Raw genomic sequence first — 13,388 nt, 5'->3', positions numbered from 1 at the left:
AACAGTAATGAACTGGACCTGGTTTCATAAGCTCGGCTCGCCCAAATGGTTTTACGGCATCAGTGGCAAATTGCTGCCGTGGCTGAGCATTGCCGCAGTGCTGCTGATCGGCGTCGGTGTCGTTTGGGGCCTGGCCTTCGCGCCGCCTGACTACCAGCAAGGCAACAGCTTTCGCATCATTTATATCCACGTTCCGGCCGCCATGCTGGCGCAGTCCGTCTACGTCATGCTGGCGGTGTGCGGCATCGTCGGGCTGGTCTGGAAAATGAAACTGGCCGATGTCGCCCTGCAATGCGCGGCGCCCATCGGTGCCTGGATGACCGCCGTGGCGCTGGTCACCGGCGCGATCTGGGGCAAGCCGACGTGGGGCTCGTGGTGGGTCTGGGATGCGCGACTTACGTCCATGCTTATTCTGCTGTTCCTGTACTTCGGTCTCATTGCACTGGGCAACGCGATCAGCAATCGTGACAGTGCGGCCAAGGCCTGCGCGGTGCTGGCGATTGTCGGCGTGATCAACATCCCGATCATCAAATACTCGGTGGAGTGGTGGAACACCCTGCACCAGGGTGCGACCTTCACCCTCACCGAAAAACCGGCGATGCCCGCCGAGATGTGGCTGCCATTGTTGCTGACGGTGCTGGGTTTCTACTGTTTCTTCGGCGCGGTGCTGTTGCTGCGCATGCGCCTTGAAGTGCTCAAGCGCGAAGCCCGGGCCAGTTGGGTGAAAGCTGAAGTGCAGAACAGTCTGGAGGCCGTTCGATGAGTTTTGCTTCATTCGGCGACTTCCTCGCCATGGGCCATCATGCCCTGTATGTCTGGTCAGCCTATGGCATCTGCCTGGCGGTGCTGATCCTCAACGTGGCGGCGCCGATCCTGGCCCGCAAGCGGTATCTGCAACAAGAGGCGCGTCGTTTGCGCCGGGAGAACGGCAAGTGAATCCGCTGCGCAAAAAGCGTCTTATCATCATTCTCGCGATCCTGGTGGGTGTCGGCGCTGCCGTCGGCCTGGCCCTGAGCGCCCTGCAGCAGAACATCAATCTGTTTTACACCCCGACCCAGATCGCCAACGGCGAAGCCCCGCAAGACACGCGCATCCGCGCCGGTGGTATGGTCGAGAAGGGCTCGCTGCAACGTTCCGGCGATTCGCTGGACGTGAAATTCATCGTCACCGACTTCAACAAGTCCGTGACCATCAGCTACCGCGGCATCCTCCCGGACCTGTTCCGTGAAGGGCAAGGCATCGTGGCGCTGGGCAAACTGAACGCCGACGGCGTGGTGGTGGCCGACGAAGTGCTGGCCAAGCACGATGAAAAGTACATGCCGCCGGAAGTGACCAAGGCTTTGAAAGACAGCGGTCAATCTGCTCCAACGCCCGTGAAGGAGGGTTGATCGATGACATCCGCACTGTTTATCCCTGAACTCGGCCACCTGGCCATGATCCTGGCGCTGTGTTTCGCGCTGGTCCAGGCCATCGTGCCGTTGCTCGGCGCCTGGCGCGGTGACCGTTTGTGGATGAGCCTCGCGCAACCAGCGGCCTGGGGCCAGTTCGCCTTTTTGCTGTTCGCCTTCGGTTGCCTGACCTACGCGTTCATGGCTGATGACTTTTCCGTCGCCTACGTGGCCAGCAACTCCAACAGCGCCTTGCCGTGGTACTACAAATTCAGCGCGGTGTGGGGCGCTCACGAAGGTTCGCTGCTGCTCTGGGCCTTGATCCTCGGCGGCTGGACCTTTGCGGTGTCGGTATTCTCCCGGCAGTTGCCGCAAGTGATGCTGGCCCGGGTGCTGGCGGTGATGGGCATGATCAGCACCGGTTTCCTGCTGTTCCTGATCCTCACGTCCAACCCGTTCAAGCGCATCCTGCCGCAAGTGCCCAGCGATGGCGCCGACCTCAATCCGTTGCTGCAAGACATCGGCCTGATCGTTCACCCACCGATGCTGTACATGGGTTACGTCGGTTTCTCCGTGGCCTTCGCCTTTGCTATCGCGGCGTTGATGGGCGGTCGTCTTGATGCGGCGTGGGCGCGCTGGTCGCGTCCATGGACCATCGTTGCCTGGGCTTTCCTCGGGATCGGCATCACCCTGGGTTCGTGGTGGGCCTACTACGAACTCGGCTGGGGCGGCTGGTGGTTCTGGGACCCGGTGGAAAACGCCTCGTTCATGCCTTGGCTGGTCGGTACGGCGCTGATTCATTCGTTGGCGGTCACGGAAAAACGGGGCGTGTTCAAAAGCTGGACCGTGTTGCTTGCCATTGCCGCGTTCTCGTTGAGCTTGCTCGGTACGTTCCTGGTACGTTCCGGCGTGCTGACCTCGGTTCACGCCTTTGCCTCCGACCCGGAGCGCGGTGTGTTCATCCTGATTTTCCTGCTGTTCGTGGTCGGCGGTTCGCTGACGCTGTTCGCCCTGCGCGCCCCGGTGGTGAAAAGCCACGTCGGCTTCAACCTGTGGTCCCGGGAAACCCTGCTGCTGGGCAACAACCTGGTGCTGGTGGTGGCGGCGTCGATGATTCTGCTGGGCACCTTGTATCCGCTGATCCTTGATGCGATGACCGGCGCCAAGCTGTCCGTCGGCCCGCCATACTTCAACGCGCTGTTCATTCCGTTGATGGCGTTGCTGATGATGGTGATGGCCGTCGGCATGCTGGTGCGCTGGAAAGACACCCCGGTCAAATGGCTGATGAGCATGCTGACCCCGGTGTTGCTTGGCAGTGCCGCGTTAGCCGTGGTGGCCGGCGTCGCTTATGGCGATTTCAACTGGGCGGTGCTCGCCACGTTCATGCTCGCGGCCTGGGTGCTGTTGGCCGGTGTGCGCGACATCCTCGACAAGACCCGCCACAAAGGCCTGATCAAAGGCCTGCCGACCCTGACCCGCAGCTACTGGGGCATGCAGATCGCGCACTTGGGCATCGCCGTGTGCGCCCTTGGCGTCGTGCTGTCGAGCCAGAACAGTGCCGAACGCGATTTGCGCCTGGCGCCGGGCGAGTCCATGGACCTGGCCGGTTATCACTTCGTGTTCGAAGGCGCCAAGCACTACGAAGGCCCGAACTTCACCTCCGACAAGGGCACCGTCCGGGTGATCAAGGGCGGCAAGGAAGTCAGCGTGTTACACCCGGAAAAACGCCTGTACACCGTGCAGAACTCGGTGATGACCGAAGCCGGGATCGACGCCGGTTTCACCCGTGACATTTACGTCGCACTCGGCGAACCGCTGGGCGATGGCGCCTGGGCCGTGCGCGTGCACGTCAAGCCGTTCGTGCGCTGGATCTGGTTCGGCGGGCTGCTGACAGGTTTCGGCGGGTTGCTGGCGGCGCTGGATCGCCGTTATCGGGTCAAGGTAAAAAGCCGCGTGCGGGAAGCACTCGGTATGTCGGGAGCCACTGCATGAGACGTTGGTTAATGCTGTTGCCACTGGCGATTTTTCTGGTGGTGGCTGTTTTCCTGTATCGCGGGTTGTACCTAGACCCGGCCGAGTTGCCTTCGGCGATGATCGGCAAGCCGTTCCCGGCGTTTTCCCTGCCGACCGTGGAAGGCGACAAGACCCTGACCAAGGCCGACATTCTCGGTAAACCGGCGCTGGTCAACGTCTGGGCCACCTGGTGCATCGCCTGCAAGGTCGAGCATCCGGTATTGAACAAGCTGGCCCAGCAGGGCGTAACGATTTATGGCATCAACTACAAGGACGTCAACGCCGACGCTAAGAAGTGGCTGGTGGAATTCCACAATCCGTACCAGTTGGGGATCAGTGACGCGGACGGCTCGCTGGGCCTGAACCTCGGTGTCTACGGCGCCCCGGAAACCTTTTTCATCGACGCCAAAGGCATCATCCGCGACAAGTTCGTCGGGGTGATCGACGAACAGGTCTGGCGCGAAAAACTGGCGGCCCGGTATCAGGCGCTGGTCGATGAGGCCAAGCCATGAAGCGCTGGATAGCCGCCCTTGTATTGGGTTTGAGCATGGCCGGTGTTGCCCACGCCGCCATCGACACCTACGAGTTCGCCAAAGAAGGCGATCGCGAGCGTTTTCGCGAGCTGACCAAAGAGCTGCGTTGCCCCAAGTGCCAGAACCAGGACATCGCCGATTCCAACGCACCGATCGCCGCCGACCTGCGCAAAGAGATTTTCCGCATGTTGGGCGAGGGCAAGGACAATCAGCAGATCATCGACTTCATGGTTGATCGCTACGGTGATTTCGTCCGCTACAAACCCGCTCTGAACGCCAAGACAGCTCTGCTCTGGTTCGGCCCCGCCGGCCTGTTGCTGGGCGGTTTTGTGATCATCGCCGTGATCGTCCGCCGTCGTCGCGTGCAGCGCGCTGACACCAAGGATGAGCTCTCTGCCGAGGAGCGTGAGCGCCTCGACCACCTGTTGGATAAAACCAAGAATGATTGATTTCTGGCTCGCTGCAGGTCTGCTGCTTCTGGTTGCCCTGAGTTTTCTGCTGATCCCCGTTTTGCGTGGCCGTCGTGCACAGCTTGAAGAGGATCGTACTGCCCTGAACGTTGCGCTGTATCAGGAGCGCGTGGCTGAGTTGCAAACCGAGCAGGAGGAGGGCGTGCTCAACGCGGCGCAACTGGAAACCGGTCGCGCCGAAGCTGCCCGTGAGTTGCTCGCCGACACCGAAGGCGTCGAGGCACCGCGCGTGGCGCGCCTGGGCAAACCGTTGCCCTTGCTGGCGGCGATTCTGGTGCCGGTCCTGGGGCTTGGCTTGTACCTGCATTACGGTGCCAGCGACAAGGTTGAACTGACTCGCGAATTCGCCCAGGCGCCGCAGTCGATGGAAGAGATGACCCAGCGTCTGGAGCGCGCGGTCGCGGCACAGCCGGATTCGGCTGAAGGCTTGTACTTCCTCGGTCGCACCTACATGGCTCAGGACCGTCCGGGAGACGCGGCGAAGATCTTCGAGCGCACGGTGAACCTGGCCGGTCGTCAGCCGGAACTGCTCGGCCAATGGGCCCAGGCCCAGTACTTCGCCGATGGCAAAAAGTGGTCGGACAAGATTCAGGCGTTGACTGACGAAGCACTGAAAGCCGATCCGAAAGAAGTCACCAGCCTTGGCCTGCTGGGCATCGCGGCGTTTGAAAGCCAGCGGTATCAGGACGCCATCGACTACTGGAATCGCCTGTTGGCGCAACTGCCGCCGGAGGACAGTTCCCGTGCCGCGCTGCAAGGCGGGATCACGCGAGCCACCGAGAAACTCGAAGCCAGCGGCGGCAAAGTCGCCCAGGCACCAGTGGCCAAAGCGGCAGCGAAGCTTAAGGTCACCGTCGATCTGGCACCTGAGCTCAAAGCCAAGGTCCAGCCCGGCGACAGCGTGTTCATCTTCGCCCGCGCTACCTCAGGTCCACCGGCCCCGTTGGCCGCCAAACGCCTGACCGTGGCCGATCTGCCGGCCACCGTCGAACTGGGCGATGCCGACGCAATGATGCCGCAGTTGAAACTGTCGAACTTCCCTGAAGTCCAACTGGTTGCGCGCGTCTCCCGCGCCGGCCAACCGACTGCCGGCGAATGGATCGGTCGCAGCCAGCCCCTGGCCAGCAGCACCACCGCAGCGCAAAAACTGACCATCGACAGCCCGGATAAATGACAGGAAACGCCACTATGACCACCATCGCTCGTATCACCCTGCTCAGTATGGTTTTGGGGTTAAGCGCTTGTGTGGTCCAACCGCAGCCGCCTGAACGGCTGCCTCCGATCCCGCCGTCGCAGCCGCGTCCGACGCCGTCCCCCACACCGACACCGAGCAAGCCGAGCATTCCGGCCAAGCCCGCCAAACCTTTGCCACGCACCTCCGCCAGCTTCGCGCCGCCACCGGGTGGCAACAGCCATTGGGATGCCAAGCTTGGCGTGTACGTGCTTGATGACCAGCCCAACACCTTCTACCGCCAGCGCACCTACTACCGCTGGAACAACGGCTGGAGCCGGTCGATCAGCCCGGACGGGCCATGGGAAGAGACCAATATCCATGGTGTGCCGGGTGGGTTGGGGCGGCAATTCGGGGAATAAACAGAAACGGCGATCTTCGGATCGCCGTTTTGCTGTCTGGGGTTGCAAGGATCCCCGGTGATTCAGGTCTCCTTGGCCATCAACCCCTGCACAAACTCCACAAACGCCCGAGCCTTCGCGCTGGCCATTCTGCCGGTGGGAAATACCGCCCACAGGTCCTGATTCGGCAGGGCCCACTCCTTCATCACTTCCCTGACCGCACCGTTGGCCAGTTCCGGCGCAAACATCCATTCCGACGCCAGGGTCAGCCCTTGATGGGCGAGCACGGCTGCACGCAGGCCTTCGGCGGCGTTGACGCGGATTCGCCCGCTGATGATGACCGACTGCTCATCTGTTCCGTTGCAGAACTGCCAGTTGCCACCGCCACCCAAGGTGTAGGCGATTGCCTGGTGGTTGCTCAGGTCGGTCGGGCAAGTGGGCTCACCGTGTTTTTCGAAATAGGCGGGGGTGCCCAGCACGACGCGCCGGCATTCGGCAATTTTACGAGCGGTGAGGCCGGAGTCGCTCAGGGTGCCCATGCGCAGGGCGATGTCGATGCCTTCCTCGACCAGATTGACGTTGCGGTCATCGAGCATCAGGTCGATGTTCAGGTCCGGGTTCTGATCGAGAAACGGTCCGAGGTGCGGAACGATGTGCAGTCGGCCGAAGGTCACGGCAGCACAGATCCGCAGGTTGCCGGTCAGACCGCTGGCGGCGCCGCGTGCTGCGTTGTCGGCCTCATTGGCTTCTTCGATGGCGCGCTTGGCGCGTTCGAAAAAGGCCAGCCCGGCTTCGGTGGGCGTCAGGCCGCGAGTCGAGCGCAACAGCAGTCGAACCGCGAGACGCGACTCCAGTTGCGCAATGGTTTTCGACACGGCGGGCTGGCCGATATTCAGGCGCCGGGCGGCGGCGGAAAACGAGCCGGTTTCCACCACGTAGACGAAGGTTTCCATTGCGCCGAGGCGGTCCATCTCAAGTCCTTTTTGCGATTCTAAACACTGTCGAGACCCCAGTGGGGCGAGTCAGAACGCGGCTTTACCTATGGAGGAGCCGCCGTCGACAAACAAAGTCTGCCCGGTGATAAACCCGCTTTGCTCGGACAACAAAAACGCAATGGCCGCCGCGATCTCTTGTGGCTGCCCCAGTCGTCCCATCGGCACACCCGCCAGATACCGAGCTTCACCTTCGCTGCCCGGCGGGTTGTTGGCGCGAAATAGCTCGGTCTCGGTCGGCCCCGGCGCCACGGCATTTACGGTCACGCCGGTTTGCGCCAGTTCCAGCGCCCAGGAGCGGGTGAAGCTGATCAACGCTGCCTTGGCCGCCGCGTAGGCCGTGCGCTGGGTGATGCCGAGTACAGTCAGACTGGAAATATTGACCACTCGACCCCAGCCCTTGGCGCGCATATTTGGCAGCAACGCCTGAGTGGCCTGCAACGCCGAATGCAGGTTGACCCGCATCACGTCATCAAAGGTGTCGAGGTCGATTTCGCCCAACACTTGGGGGCGGACCAGGCCGACGTTGTTGACCAGCCCATCAAATTCATACGTCCTGGACAGATCCGCCAGCACTTCCTGGGTCAGCGCCCTGTCGCTCAAATCCAACGGAAACAGAATGCCGGGGAACGACAGGTCCGGGGTCCGGGCAATCCCGACCACCCGATGCCCCGCACGGTCCAGATGTTCGGCCACTGCCCGACCGATGCCTTTGCTGGCACCGGTAATGAGAAAGGTACGTCGAGTCATTGCACACTCCTTGAAAGCACAGGCCGCCGGGGCGGGCGGCCGTTGAACGGGTCAGCCGCGAATCGCATCCAGCATCGCTTCAGGCTTTGGACGCTGAGTGTAATCCGGGTTGGCCTTGGCGGTAACGAATCAGGTGAGATCCATCCTGACCGCAGGGGCGAAATGCGCTCAGGTGAAGTTATAGGATTCGTGCTTGGGGGAATGAGGATCGAGTGGGTATTCAAACACCGGATATCCCGGGTGCTGTGACTGCCGCGGATACGTTCGAGGAGGCATACAACCCAGCTGTCGAAATCGTGCAGATACTTCTGCAACAAATGGAAGCACAGGGGCTGGATCTTCCGGTGCCGACATCGGTGAACAAGATTTGAAGCGCGGAACATCAGTCGCACATCAGTCACGAGCAAGCCAGATTCCTGTGGGCGCGTGGCTTGCCCGCGATGCTTTTTGACCTTATGCAGCCGCCAACGCAGCCTTCGGCGAAACACTCAAAAACCGCAACAACGCTACCAGCGGAAACGCGCTGCCCACGATCACGATCCACAGCCAGCCGCCATGCTCATACACTGCGCTGGCCACCGATGAACCGAACGCGCCGCCGATGAAGATGCTGGTCATGTACAACGCATTCAAGCGGCTGCGGCTTTTGGCGTCGAGGGCGTAGACCGCGCGTTGGCCGAGAACCATGTTCATCTGCACGCAGAAGTCGAGGACCACGCCCGTGACCGCGAGACCGATGACGCTGTAGACCGGATGGATGAACGCTGGCAGGAAGCTCAGGCTGGCGAACAGCAGGGCCAGCAAGGAGGCGATGCGGGTGTGGCCGGCATCGGCCAGTCGACCGGCAATCGGCGCGGCGATCGCACCGATGGCACCGACCAGGGCGAAGATCGCGATCTGGGTTTGCGACAGGCCGTGATTGCGCGCCAGCTCCAGCGGCACGGCGGTCCAGAACAGGCTGAACGTGGCGAACATGCAACCCTGGTAGAACGCGCGCTGACGCAACACCGGTTGCTGGCGCAGCAGCGTCCATAGCGAACCGAGCAACTGGCCATAAGAGGCGCTGTGATCCGGCTGACGCTTGGGAATGGTCAACGCCAGCACGATGCTGATCGCCGCCATCAACGCCGCCGCGATCACAAACATCGCGCGCCAGCCGAAGTGGTCCGCCACGACGCTGGACACCGGCCGCGCCAACAGAATCCCCAGCAGCAAACCGCCCATGATCCCGCCGACGACCCGACCGCGTGACTCTTCCGGCGCGAGGTGCGCCGCCAGCGGAATCAGGATCTGCACCGACACCGAACTGAAACCCACCAGCAACGAGATCAGCAAAAACACGTTCGGCTGATCGGTAAACGCCGCGCCCAACAGGCTGGCAATCGCCACCACGGTGGTGATGATCATCAGTCGACGGTTTTCCAGCAGATCGCCCAGCGGCACCAGGAAGAACAAGCCAAGTGCGTAACCAATCTGGGTCAGCGAAACAATCAGGCTGGCCATGGTGCTGGTCAGACCGATGTCCGGCGCGATCAGGCCGATGATCGGCTGGGCGTAGTAGATGTTGGCCACAATCGCGCCGCAGCAGAAGGCGAACAGCAGCACCATGCCTTTGGTCATTGTCGCGGTGCCGTGGGGCACCTGGGTCGCTGGGTTCATAACGTGTCTCGCTGAACAGAAGGGAATGCGCGCAGGCTAAAGAGGTATCGGATTCGGCAGAAGAGGGATTGGAGTGATAGCAATCATTCCTTTGCGGAATGAGTGACGGACAGGAGTGCTGTCCATCGATAAACCTTGCGTCAAAATATCGAGCTCCGATGATACATTCACTTACATCCTGTTCGATAGCGTGCTTATGTTCTCCTTCACGATTCATAACCGGAAGGCACTTCCATGAATGCGATGTTTCGTCACCTTGTACGCGGTGCTTCAGTGGTTACCTTGGTCGGCCTGGTCACGGCAGGTCTGGCCCAGGCCGCCGACGCGCCGGGCCTGCGCATTGGCGTGCGCGGCGAGATCACCGGGGTCAGCCCCGACGTCTTGAAAGTCCACGTCAACACTGGCGAAAACGTGGTTATCAACCTGACCAACGACACCAAAGTCCGCGCCGTTACCCTGGCCAATATCGAAGACATCAAACCCGGCAGCTACGTTGGATCGGCGGCCATTCCGCAAGACGATGGCACCTTGAAGGCGCTGGAAGTCCACGTCTTTCCACCGGAACTGGCGGGCAGCGGCGACGGGCATCGGCCGTTCGATCTGGTCAAGGGCAGCAGCATGACCAATGGCAGCGTGGGCGATCTGGTGGTCAGCAATGGCCGGATGTTGACCGTCAACTACAAGGGCGGGCAGCAGAAGATCCTGGTGCCGGAGGATGTGCCGATCGTGAATTTGATGCCGGGGGACAGGAGTTTGCTGAAGGTGGGGGTGAAGATCGTGACATTCGTCACCCAAAGTGCAGACGGGACACTGACTGCGCAATCGATCTCGGCGGGCAAGGATGGCGTTACCCCACCGATGTGAAGGCAGGGCAAAAACCCTGTAGGAGTGAGCCTGCTCGCGATAGCGGAATGTCAATTGATATCAATGTTGAATGACACTTCGCTATCGCGAGCAGGCTCACTCCTACAGGGGATCTTCAGTGAACTTGGGTTTTTGTGTTCGACCACGAGAAAGGCGACCTTCTCAGGTCGCCTTTCTCGTTGGGCTCAGGAATTACTGGCCGCTGTAGATCTGATCAAAGACCCCGCCATCATTGAAGTGGGTCTTCTGTACGGTGCGCCAGTCACCAAAGGTCTTCTCCACCGACAGGAAGTCCACTTTCGGGAAGCGATCGGTGTACTTGGCCAGCACCGCCGGGTCACGCGGACGCAGGTAGTTGGCCGCCGCAATTTCCTGGCCTTCCGGCGACCACAGGTACTTCAGGTATTCCTCGGCCGCGGCGCGGGTGCCTTTTTTGTCGACGGTTTTGTCGACCACCGACACCGGCGGCTCGGCTTCAGCGGAGACGCTTGGGTAGATCACTTCAAACTGGTCACGACCAAACTCACGGGCGATCATTTCCGCTTCGTTTTCGAAGGTCACCAGCACGTCACCGAGCTGGTTGGTCATGAACGTGGTCGTCGCGGCACGGCCACCGGTATCGAGCACCGGCGCTTGCTTGAACAGCTTGCCGACGAAATCCTTGGCCTTGTTCTCGTCACCGCCGTTTTTCAGCACATACCCCCAGGCAGACAGGTAGGTGTAGCGACCGTTACCCGAGGTCTTCGGGTTCGGTACGATCACTTGCACGCCGTCCTTGAGCAGGTCGGGCCAGTCTTTCAGGGCTTTCGGGTTGCCTTTGCGGACGATGAACACGGTGGCCGAGGTGAACGGTGCGCTGTTGTTCGGCAGGCGGGTGACCCAGTTGTCCGGGATCAGTTTGCCGTTGTCCGCCAGGGCGTTGATGTCGGTGGCCATGTTCATGGTGATGACGTCAGCCGGCAGGCCATCGATCACCGAACGCGCCTGTTTGCTGGAGCCGCCGAAGGACATCTGCAGGGTGATGTTCTCGTTGTGCTCGGCTTGCCAGTGTTTCTGGAACGCAGTGTTGTAGTCCTTGTAGAAATCGCGCATCACGTCGTAGGAAACGTTGAGCAGGGTCGGTGCGGCCTGAGCCACGCTGGTCAATGCCAGGCCAGCGGCCAGAAGTGAGGCGCCAAAGAGTTTTTTCACTGCGCAGTCCTTGTTCTGATTTAAAAGTGAGGCAATTTGCCAGCGACTATAGCCGGGCTCGCATAGACCCTTAAAGATTAAAAAGCTCTTTGCTTATTCCCGTTTCTTAAACAGAGCGTTGCCGCACCGTGAGCAGAATGCCGCACCGTGTTCGTGACTGGTTTTCTTGCACACCGGGCAGTCGTGTTGCAGCTGTTCACCACGCATGGCATTGGCCAGTTCGGCGGTGAAAATACCGGTCGGCACGGCGATGATCGAGTAACCGGTGATCATTACCAGCGACGAAATCACCTGGCCCAGTGGCGTCTTGGGCACGATGTCGCCGAAGCCCACCGTGGTCAGCGTGACGATCGCCCAGTAGATGCCTTTGGGAATGCTGGTGAAGCCGTGTTCCGGGCCTTCGATCACGTACATCAACGTGCCGAATACCGTCACCAGCGTGCAGACGCTGACCAGAAACACCACGATCTTCTGTTTGCTGCCGCGCAGCGCCGACATCAAATAGTTGGCTTGCTTGAGGTAGGGGCTGAGCTTGAGCACGCGGAAAATCCGCAGCATCCGGATGATCCGGATGATCAGCAGGTACTGCGCATCGGCGTAATACAGCGCCAGGATGCCGGGCACGATCGCCAGCAGATCCACCAGCCCATAAAAGCTGAACGCGTAGCGCAACGGCTTGGGTGAGCAATACAGGCGCAAGCCATATTCGATGGCGAAGATGACGGTGAAGCCCCACTCGATGTACGCCAGCACGTCGGCGTAGTTCTTGTGGACCGTGTCGATGCTGTCGAGCATCACGATCACGATGCTGGCGAGGATAATCAACAGCAGGATGCCGTCGAAGCGCCGCCCCGCCTTGGTGTCGCTTTGGAAAACCATGACGTAAAGCTCTTCACGCCAGTTTTTGCTGCTGTCCATGGATACCGCCTGAACCAATGATCAGCGAAGCCTAGGTTGATTCTCCTCAATAGCGCAAGGCGCACGGGTGACAGCGGTGATGCCGAGCAGTTGAACAACCGTGCGGACCAGCCAGCAGGCGAGGATGAACGGCGCGGTCAGCGTCGGCAGGCCGATGGCGGAAAACACCGGCGTCAGCAACAACGCTGATGCGATGCCGGCCAGCGGCAACCACGGCTGCTGGCGCAGCGAGCTCAAGGCGAGGGCGGTGAGGACGGCGTTATAGCCACCGAGGCCGATCAATGCGCTGTAAGCGTCGTGATGCAGCAGGCTCCAGCCCATGCCCGCGACAGACGCCAACAACGCCCAGCAAAAGGCGCGACGATCAGCGATCAGCAAACCCACGGCAATCATGGCCCCGGCCAGCGGATGACCGAGGAACATCACCTGGCCGAAGCCTTTGAGCGGTGCGGCGAGCATGTTCAGCGTGTTGATTTCGATCAGATGCGCTTTTGTCGAGGGAGTGGCGAAGCACAGAAGCACCCAGCCCAACCCAACGAAGGGCGCCGTATAGGCAGGCAGGTAATGGCTGACCCGGACGCGTTTGAGCCATTGCTGAGTCAGCATCGCACTCAGTCCGCCCGCAGCAATGATCAGCGGCGGCAACAGTGCTGACCAAGGGAAATACAGGCTCAGCAAAAGACCGAGCAAGACACCGTTGTAACTGAACAGCCCGGCCTGACGATCGGCCTTGGCGTAACCGCGTCGTTGCGCGGTGAGCAACCCGGCGACGCCGCCCAGCAGCGCACCGCCGAGCAGGGTAGGTGCGGTGAAAAGAATCGCCAACAGGCACAGCAGACCAAACAGCGGATGGCGCTGGAGGAAGATCTGGCTGAAGCCATTGAGCAGGGCAGTCGCCCAATCGGGGCAGTGGGTGTTGAAGTGGTTGGCAGGCATTTTTTTGTGAGTCAGGAGGAGCGAGTAATCGTTCTTCGCGGGCAAGCCTCGCTCCTACAGGGTTTGCATCGTGCCAAATATCGGGATCACGCAAATCCTGTA

At 60.8% G+C, this 13,388-nt stretch carries 15 protein-coding genes and 1 pseudogene; 10 read left to right on the top strand and 6 right to left on the bottom strand.

The window, feature by feature from the left end; all coding sequences use genetic code 11:
* Positions 1 to 7: 7 nt before the first annotated feature.
* Genes FBY01_RS03435 through FBY01_RS03400 form a run of 8 tightly spaced genes read left to right on the top strand, consistent with a single transcriptional unit; the run spans position 8 to position 5,997 of the window.
* On the top strand, positions 8 to 763 hold the full coding sequence (locus tag FBY01_RS03435; protein ID WP_010456917.1) for a heme ABC transporter permease: 756 nt from the start codon (positions 8 to 10) through the stop codon (positions 761 to 763).
* A complete protein-coding gene (gene ccmD, locus FBY01_RS03430) occupies positions 760 to 936 on the top strand; it encodes a heme exporter protein CcmD (RefSeq protein WP_010456915.1) in 177 nt (58 codons plus the stop codon). Before FBY01_RS03435 ends, ccmD begins: the two co-directional genes overlap by 4 nt.
* Positions 933 to 1,388 (top strand): cytochrome c maturation protein CcmE, encoded by a 456-nt coding sequence (ccmE, locus tag FBY01_RS03425; protein ID WP_010456913.1) that lies wholly within the window; start codon positions 933 to 935, stop codon positions 1,386 to 1,388. The genes ccmD and ccmE overlap by 4 nt, the downstream gene beginning before the upstream one ends.
* 3 nt (positions 1,389 to 1,391) lie before the next feature.
* Positions 1,392 to 3,380 (top strand): heme lyase CcmF/NrfE family subunit, encoded by a 1,989-nt coding sequence (locus FBY01_RS03420; protein ID WP_145305782.1) that lies wholly within the window; start codon positions 1,392 to 1,394, stop codon positions 3,378 to 3,380.
* Positions 3,377 to 3,913, top strand: coding sequence for a DsbE family thiol:disulfide interchange protein (locus FBY01_RS03415; protein ID WP_083375996.1), 537 nt, complete (start codon positions 3,377 to 3,379; stop codon positions 3,911 to 3,913). The genes FBY01_RS03420 and FBY01_RS03415 overlap by 4 nt, the downstream gene beginning before the upstream one ends.
* Entirely contained in the window at positions 3,910 to 4,383 is a 474-nt protein-coding gene (locus FBY01_RS03410) for a cytochrome c-type biogenesis protein (RefSeq protein WP_010456908.1), read from the top strand. Before FBY01_RS03415 ends, FBY01_RS03410 begins: the two co-directional genes overlap by 4 nt.
* On the top strand, positions 4,376 to 5,578 hold the full coding sequence (gene ccmI / locus FBY01_RS03405; protein WP_010456906.1) for a c-type cytochrome biogenesis protein CcmI: 1,203 nt from the start codon (positions 4,376 to 4,378) through the stop codon (positions 5,576 to 5,578). Before FBY01_RS03410 ends, ccmI begins: the two co-directional genes overlap by 8 nt.
* A gap of 14 nt (positions 5,579 to 5,592) precedes the next feature.
* Complete coding sequence (locus tag FBY01_RS03400) at positions 5,593 to 5,997, top strand: hypothetical protein (protein WP_010456904.1); 405 nt, start codon at positions 5,593 to 5,595, stop codon at positions 5,995 to 5,997.
* Between the two features lie 62 nt (positions 5,998 to 6,059).
* Here the strand turns inward: FBY01_RS03400 and FBY01_RS03395 are convergent, their stop codons facing one another.
* Complete coding sequence (locus FBY01_RS03395) at positions 6,060 to 6,947, bottom strand: LysR family transcriptional regulator (RefSeq protein ID WP_083375999.1); 888 nt, start codon at positions 6,945 to 6,947, stop codon at positions 6,060 to 6,062.
* 51 nt (positions 6,948 to 6,998) lie between these two features.
* A complete protein-coding gene (locus FBY01_RS03390; protein ID WP_010456900.1) occupies positions 6,999 to 7,718 on the bottom strand; it encodes an SDR family oxidoreductase in 720 nt (239 codons plus the stop codon).
* A gap of 185 nt (positions 7,719 to 7,903) precedes the next feature.
* On the opposite strand from FBY01_RS03390, the pseudogene FBY01_RS03380 reads away from it, so the two are divergent.
* Positions 7,904 to 8,074 (top strand): annotated as a pseudogene (locus tag FBY01_RS03380) (type II toxin-antitoxin system HicB family antitoxin); the annotation flags it as partial.
* Positions 8,075 to 8,171: 97 nt separating this feature from the next.
* Here FBY01_RS03380 and FBY01_RS03375 read toward each other — a convergent pair.
* A complete protein-coding gene (locus FBY01_RS03375) occupies positions 8,172 to 9,377 on the bottom strand; it encodes an MFS transporter (protein ID WP_145305786.1) in 1,206 nt (401 codons plus the stop codon).
* A 234-nt stretch (positions 9,378 to 9,611) separates the two neighbouring features.
* On the opposite strand from FBY01_RS03375, the gene FBY01_RS03370 reads away from it, so the two are divergent.
* Positions 9,612 to 10,241, top strand: a complete 630-nt coding sequence (locus FBY01_RS03370; protein ID WP_172791438.1) for a DUF5666 domain-containing protein — start codon at positions 9,612 to 9,614, stop codon at positions 10,239 to 10,241.
* A 192-nt stretch (positions 10,242 to 10,433) separates the two neighbouring features.
* On the opposite strand, the gene FBY01_RS03360 is transcribed toward FBY01_RS03370, so the two are convergent.
* From FBY01_RS03360 to FBY01_RS03350, 3 genes are all read right to left on the bottom strand, one after another.
* Positions 10,434 to 11,432, bottom strand: coding sequence for a sulfate ABC transporter substrate-binding protein (locus tag FBY01_RS03360; RefSeq protein WP_010456892.1), 999 nt, complete (start codon positions 11,430 to 11,432; stop codon positions 10,434 to 10,436).
* A gap of 93 nt (positions 11,433 to 11,525) precedes the next feature.
* Complete coding sequence (locus FBY01_RS03355) at positions 11,526 to 12,350, bottom strand: ion transporter (RefSeq protein ID WP_010456890.1); 825 nt, start codon at positions 12,348 to 12,350, stop codon at positions 11,526 to 11,528.
* A gap of 21 nt (positions 12,351 to 12,371) precedes the next feature.
* Complete coding sequence (locus FBY01_RS03350; protein ID WP_042933036.1) at positions 12,372 to 13,286, bottom strand: urea transporter; 915 nt, start codon at positions 13,284 to 13,286, stop codon at positions 12,372 to 12,374.
* Positions 13,287 to 13,388: the final 102 nt, after the last annotated feature.

This window comes from Pseudomonas sp. SJZ077 (genome assembly GCF_007993905.1).
Classification (GTDB): Bacteria; Pseudomonadota; Gammaproteobacteria; order Pseudomonadales; family Pseudomonadaceae; genus Aquipseudomonas; species Aquipseudomonas mandelii.
Note: the sequence above shows the minus strand (reverse complement) of the source record. Positions and strands in the feature narration are given on the sequence as shown.

Excerpts from the sequence above, each read along its gene's own strand:
- FBY01_RS03435 (WP_010456917.1), top strand. The coding sequence starts at position 8 with ATGAACTGGACCTGGTTTCATAAGCTCGGCTCGCCCAAATGGTTTTAC.
- ccmD (WP_010456915.1), top strand. The coding sequence starts at position 760 with ATGAGTTTTGCTTCATTCGGCGACTTCCTCGCCATGGGCCATCATGCC.
- FBY01_RS03420 (WP_145305782.1), top strand. The coding sequence starts at position 1,392 with ATGACATCCGCACTGTTTATCCCTGAACTCGGCCACCTGGCCATGATC.
- FBY01_RS03415 (WP_083375996.1), top strand. The coding sequence starts at position 3,377 with ATGAGACGTTGGTTAATGCTGTTGCCACTGGCGATTTTTCTGGTGGTG.
- FBY01_RS03410 (WP_010456908.1), top strand. The coding sequence starts at position 3,910 with ATGAAGCGCTGGATAGCCGCCCTTGTATTGGGTTTGAGCATGGCCGGT.
- ccmI (WP_010456906.1), top strand. The coding sequence starts at position 4,376 with ATGATTGATTTCTGGCTCGCTGCAGGTCTGCTGCTTCTGGTTGCCCTG.
- FBY01_RS03400 (WP_010456904.1), top strand. The coding sequence starts at position 5,593 with ATGACCACCATCGCTCGTATCACCCTGCTCAGTATGGTTTTGGGGTTA.
- FBY01_RS03395 (WP_083375999.1), bottom strand. The coding sequence starts at position 6,947 with ATGGACCGCCTCGGCGCAATGGAAACCTTCGTCTACGTGGTGGAAACC.
- FBY01_RS03390 (WP_010456900.1), bottom strand. The coding sequence starts at position 7,718 with ATGACTCGACGTACCTTTCTCATTACCGGTGCCAGCAAAGGCATCGGT.
- FBY01_RS03375 (WP_145305786.1), bottom strand. The coding sequence starts at position 9,377 with ATGAACCCAGCGACCCAGGTGCCCCACGGCACCGCGACAATGACCAAA.
- FBY01_RS03370 (WP_172791438.1), top strand. The coding sequence starts at position 9,612 with ATGAATGCGATGTTTCGTCACCTTGTACGCGGTGCTTCAGTGGTTACC.
- FBY01_RS03355 (WP_010456890.1), bottom strand. The coding sequence starts at position 12,350 with ATGGACAGCAGCAAAAACTGGCGTGAAGAGCTTTACGTCATGGTTTTC.
- FBY01_RS03350 (WP_042933036.1), bottom strand. The coding sequence starts at position 13,286 with ATGCCTGCCAACCACTTCAACACCCACTGCCCCGATTGGGCGACTGCC.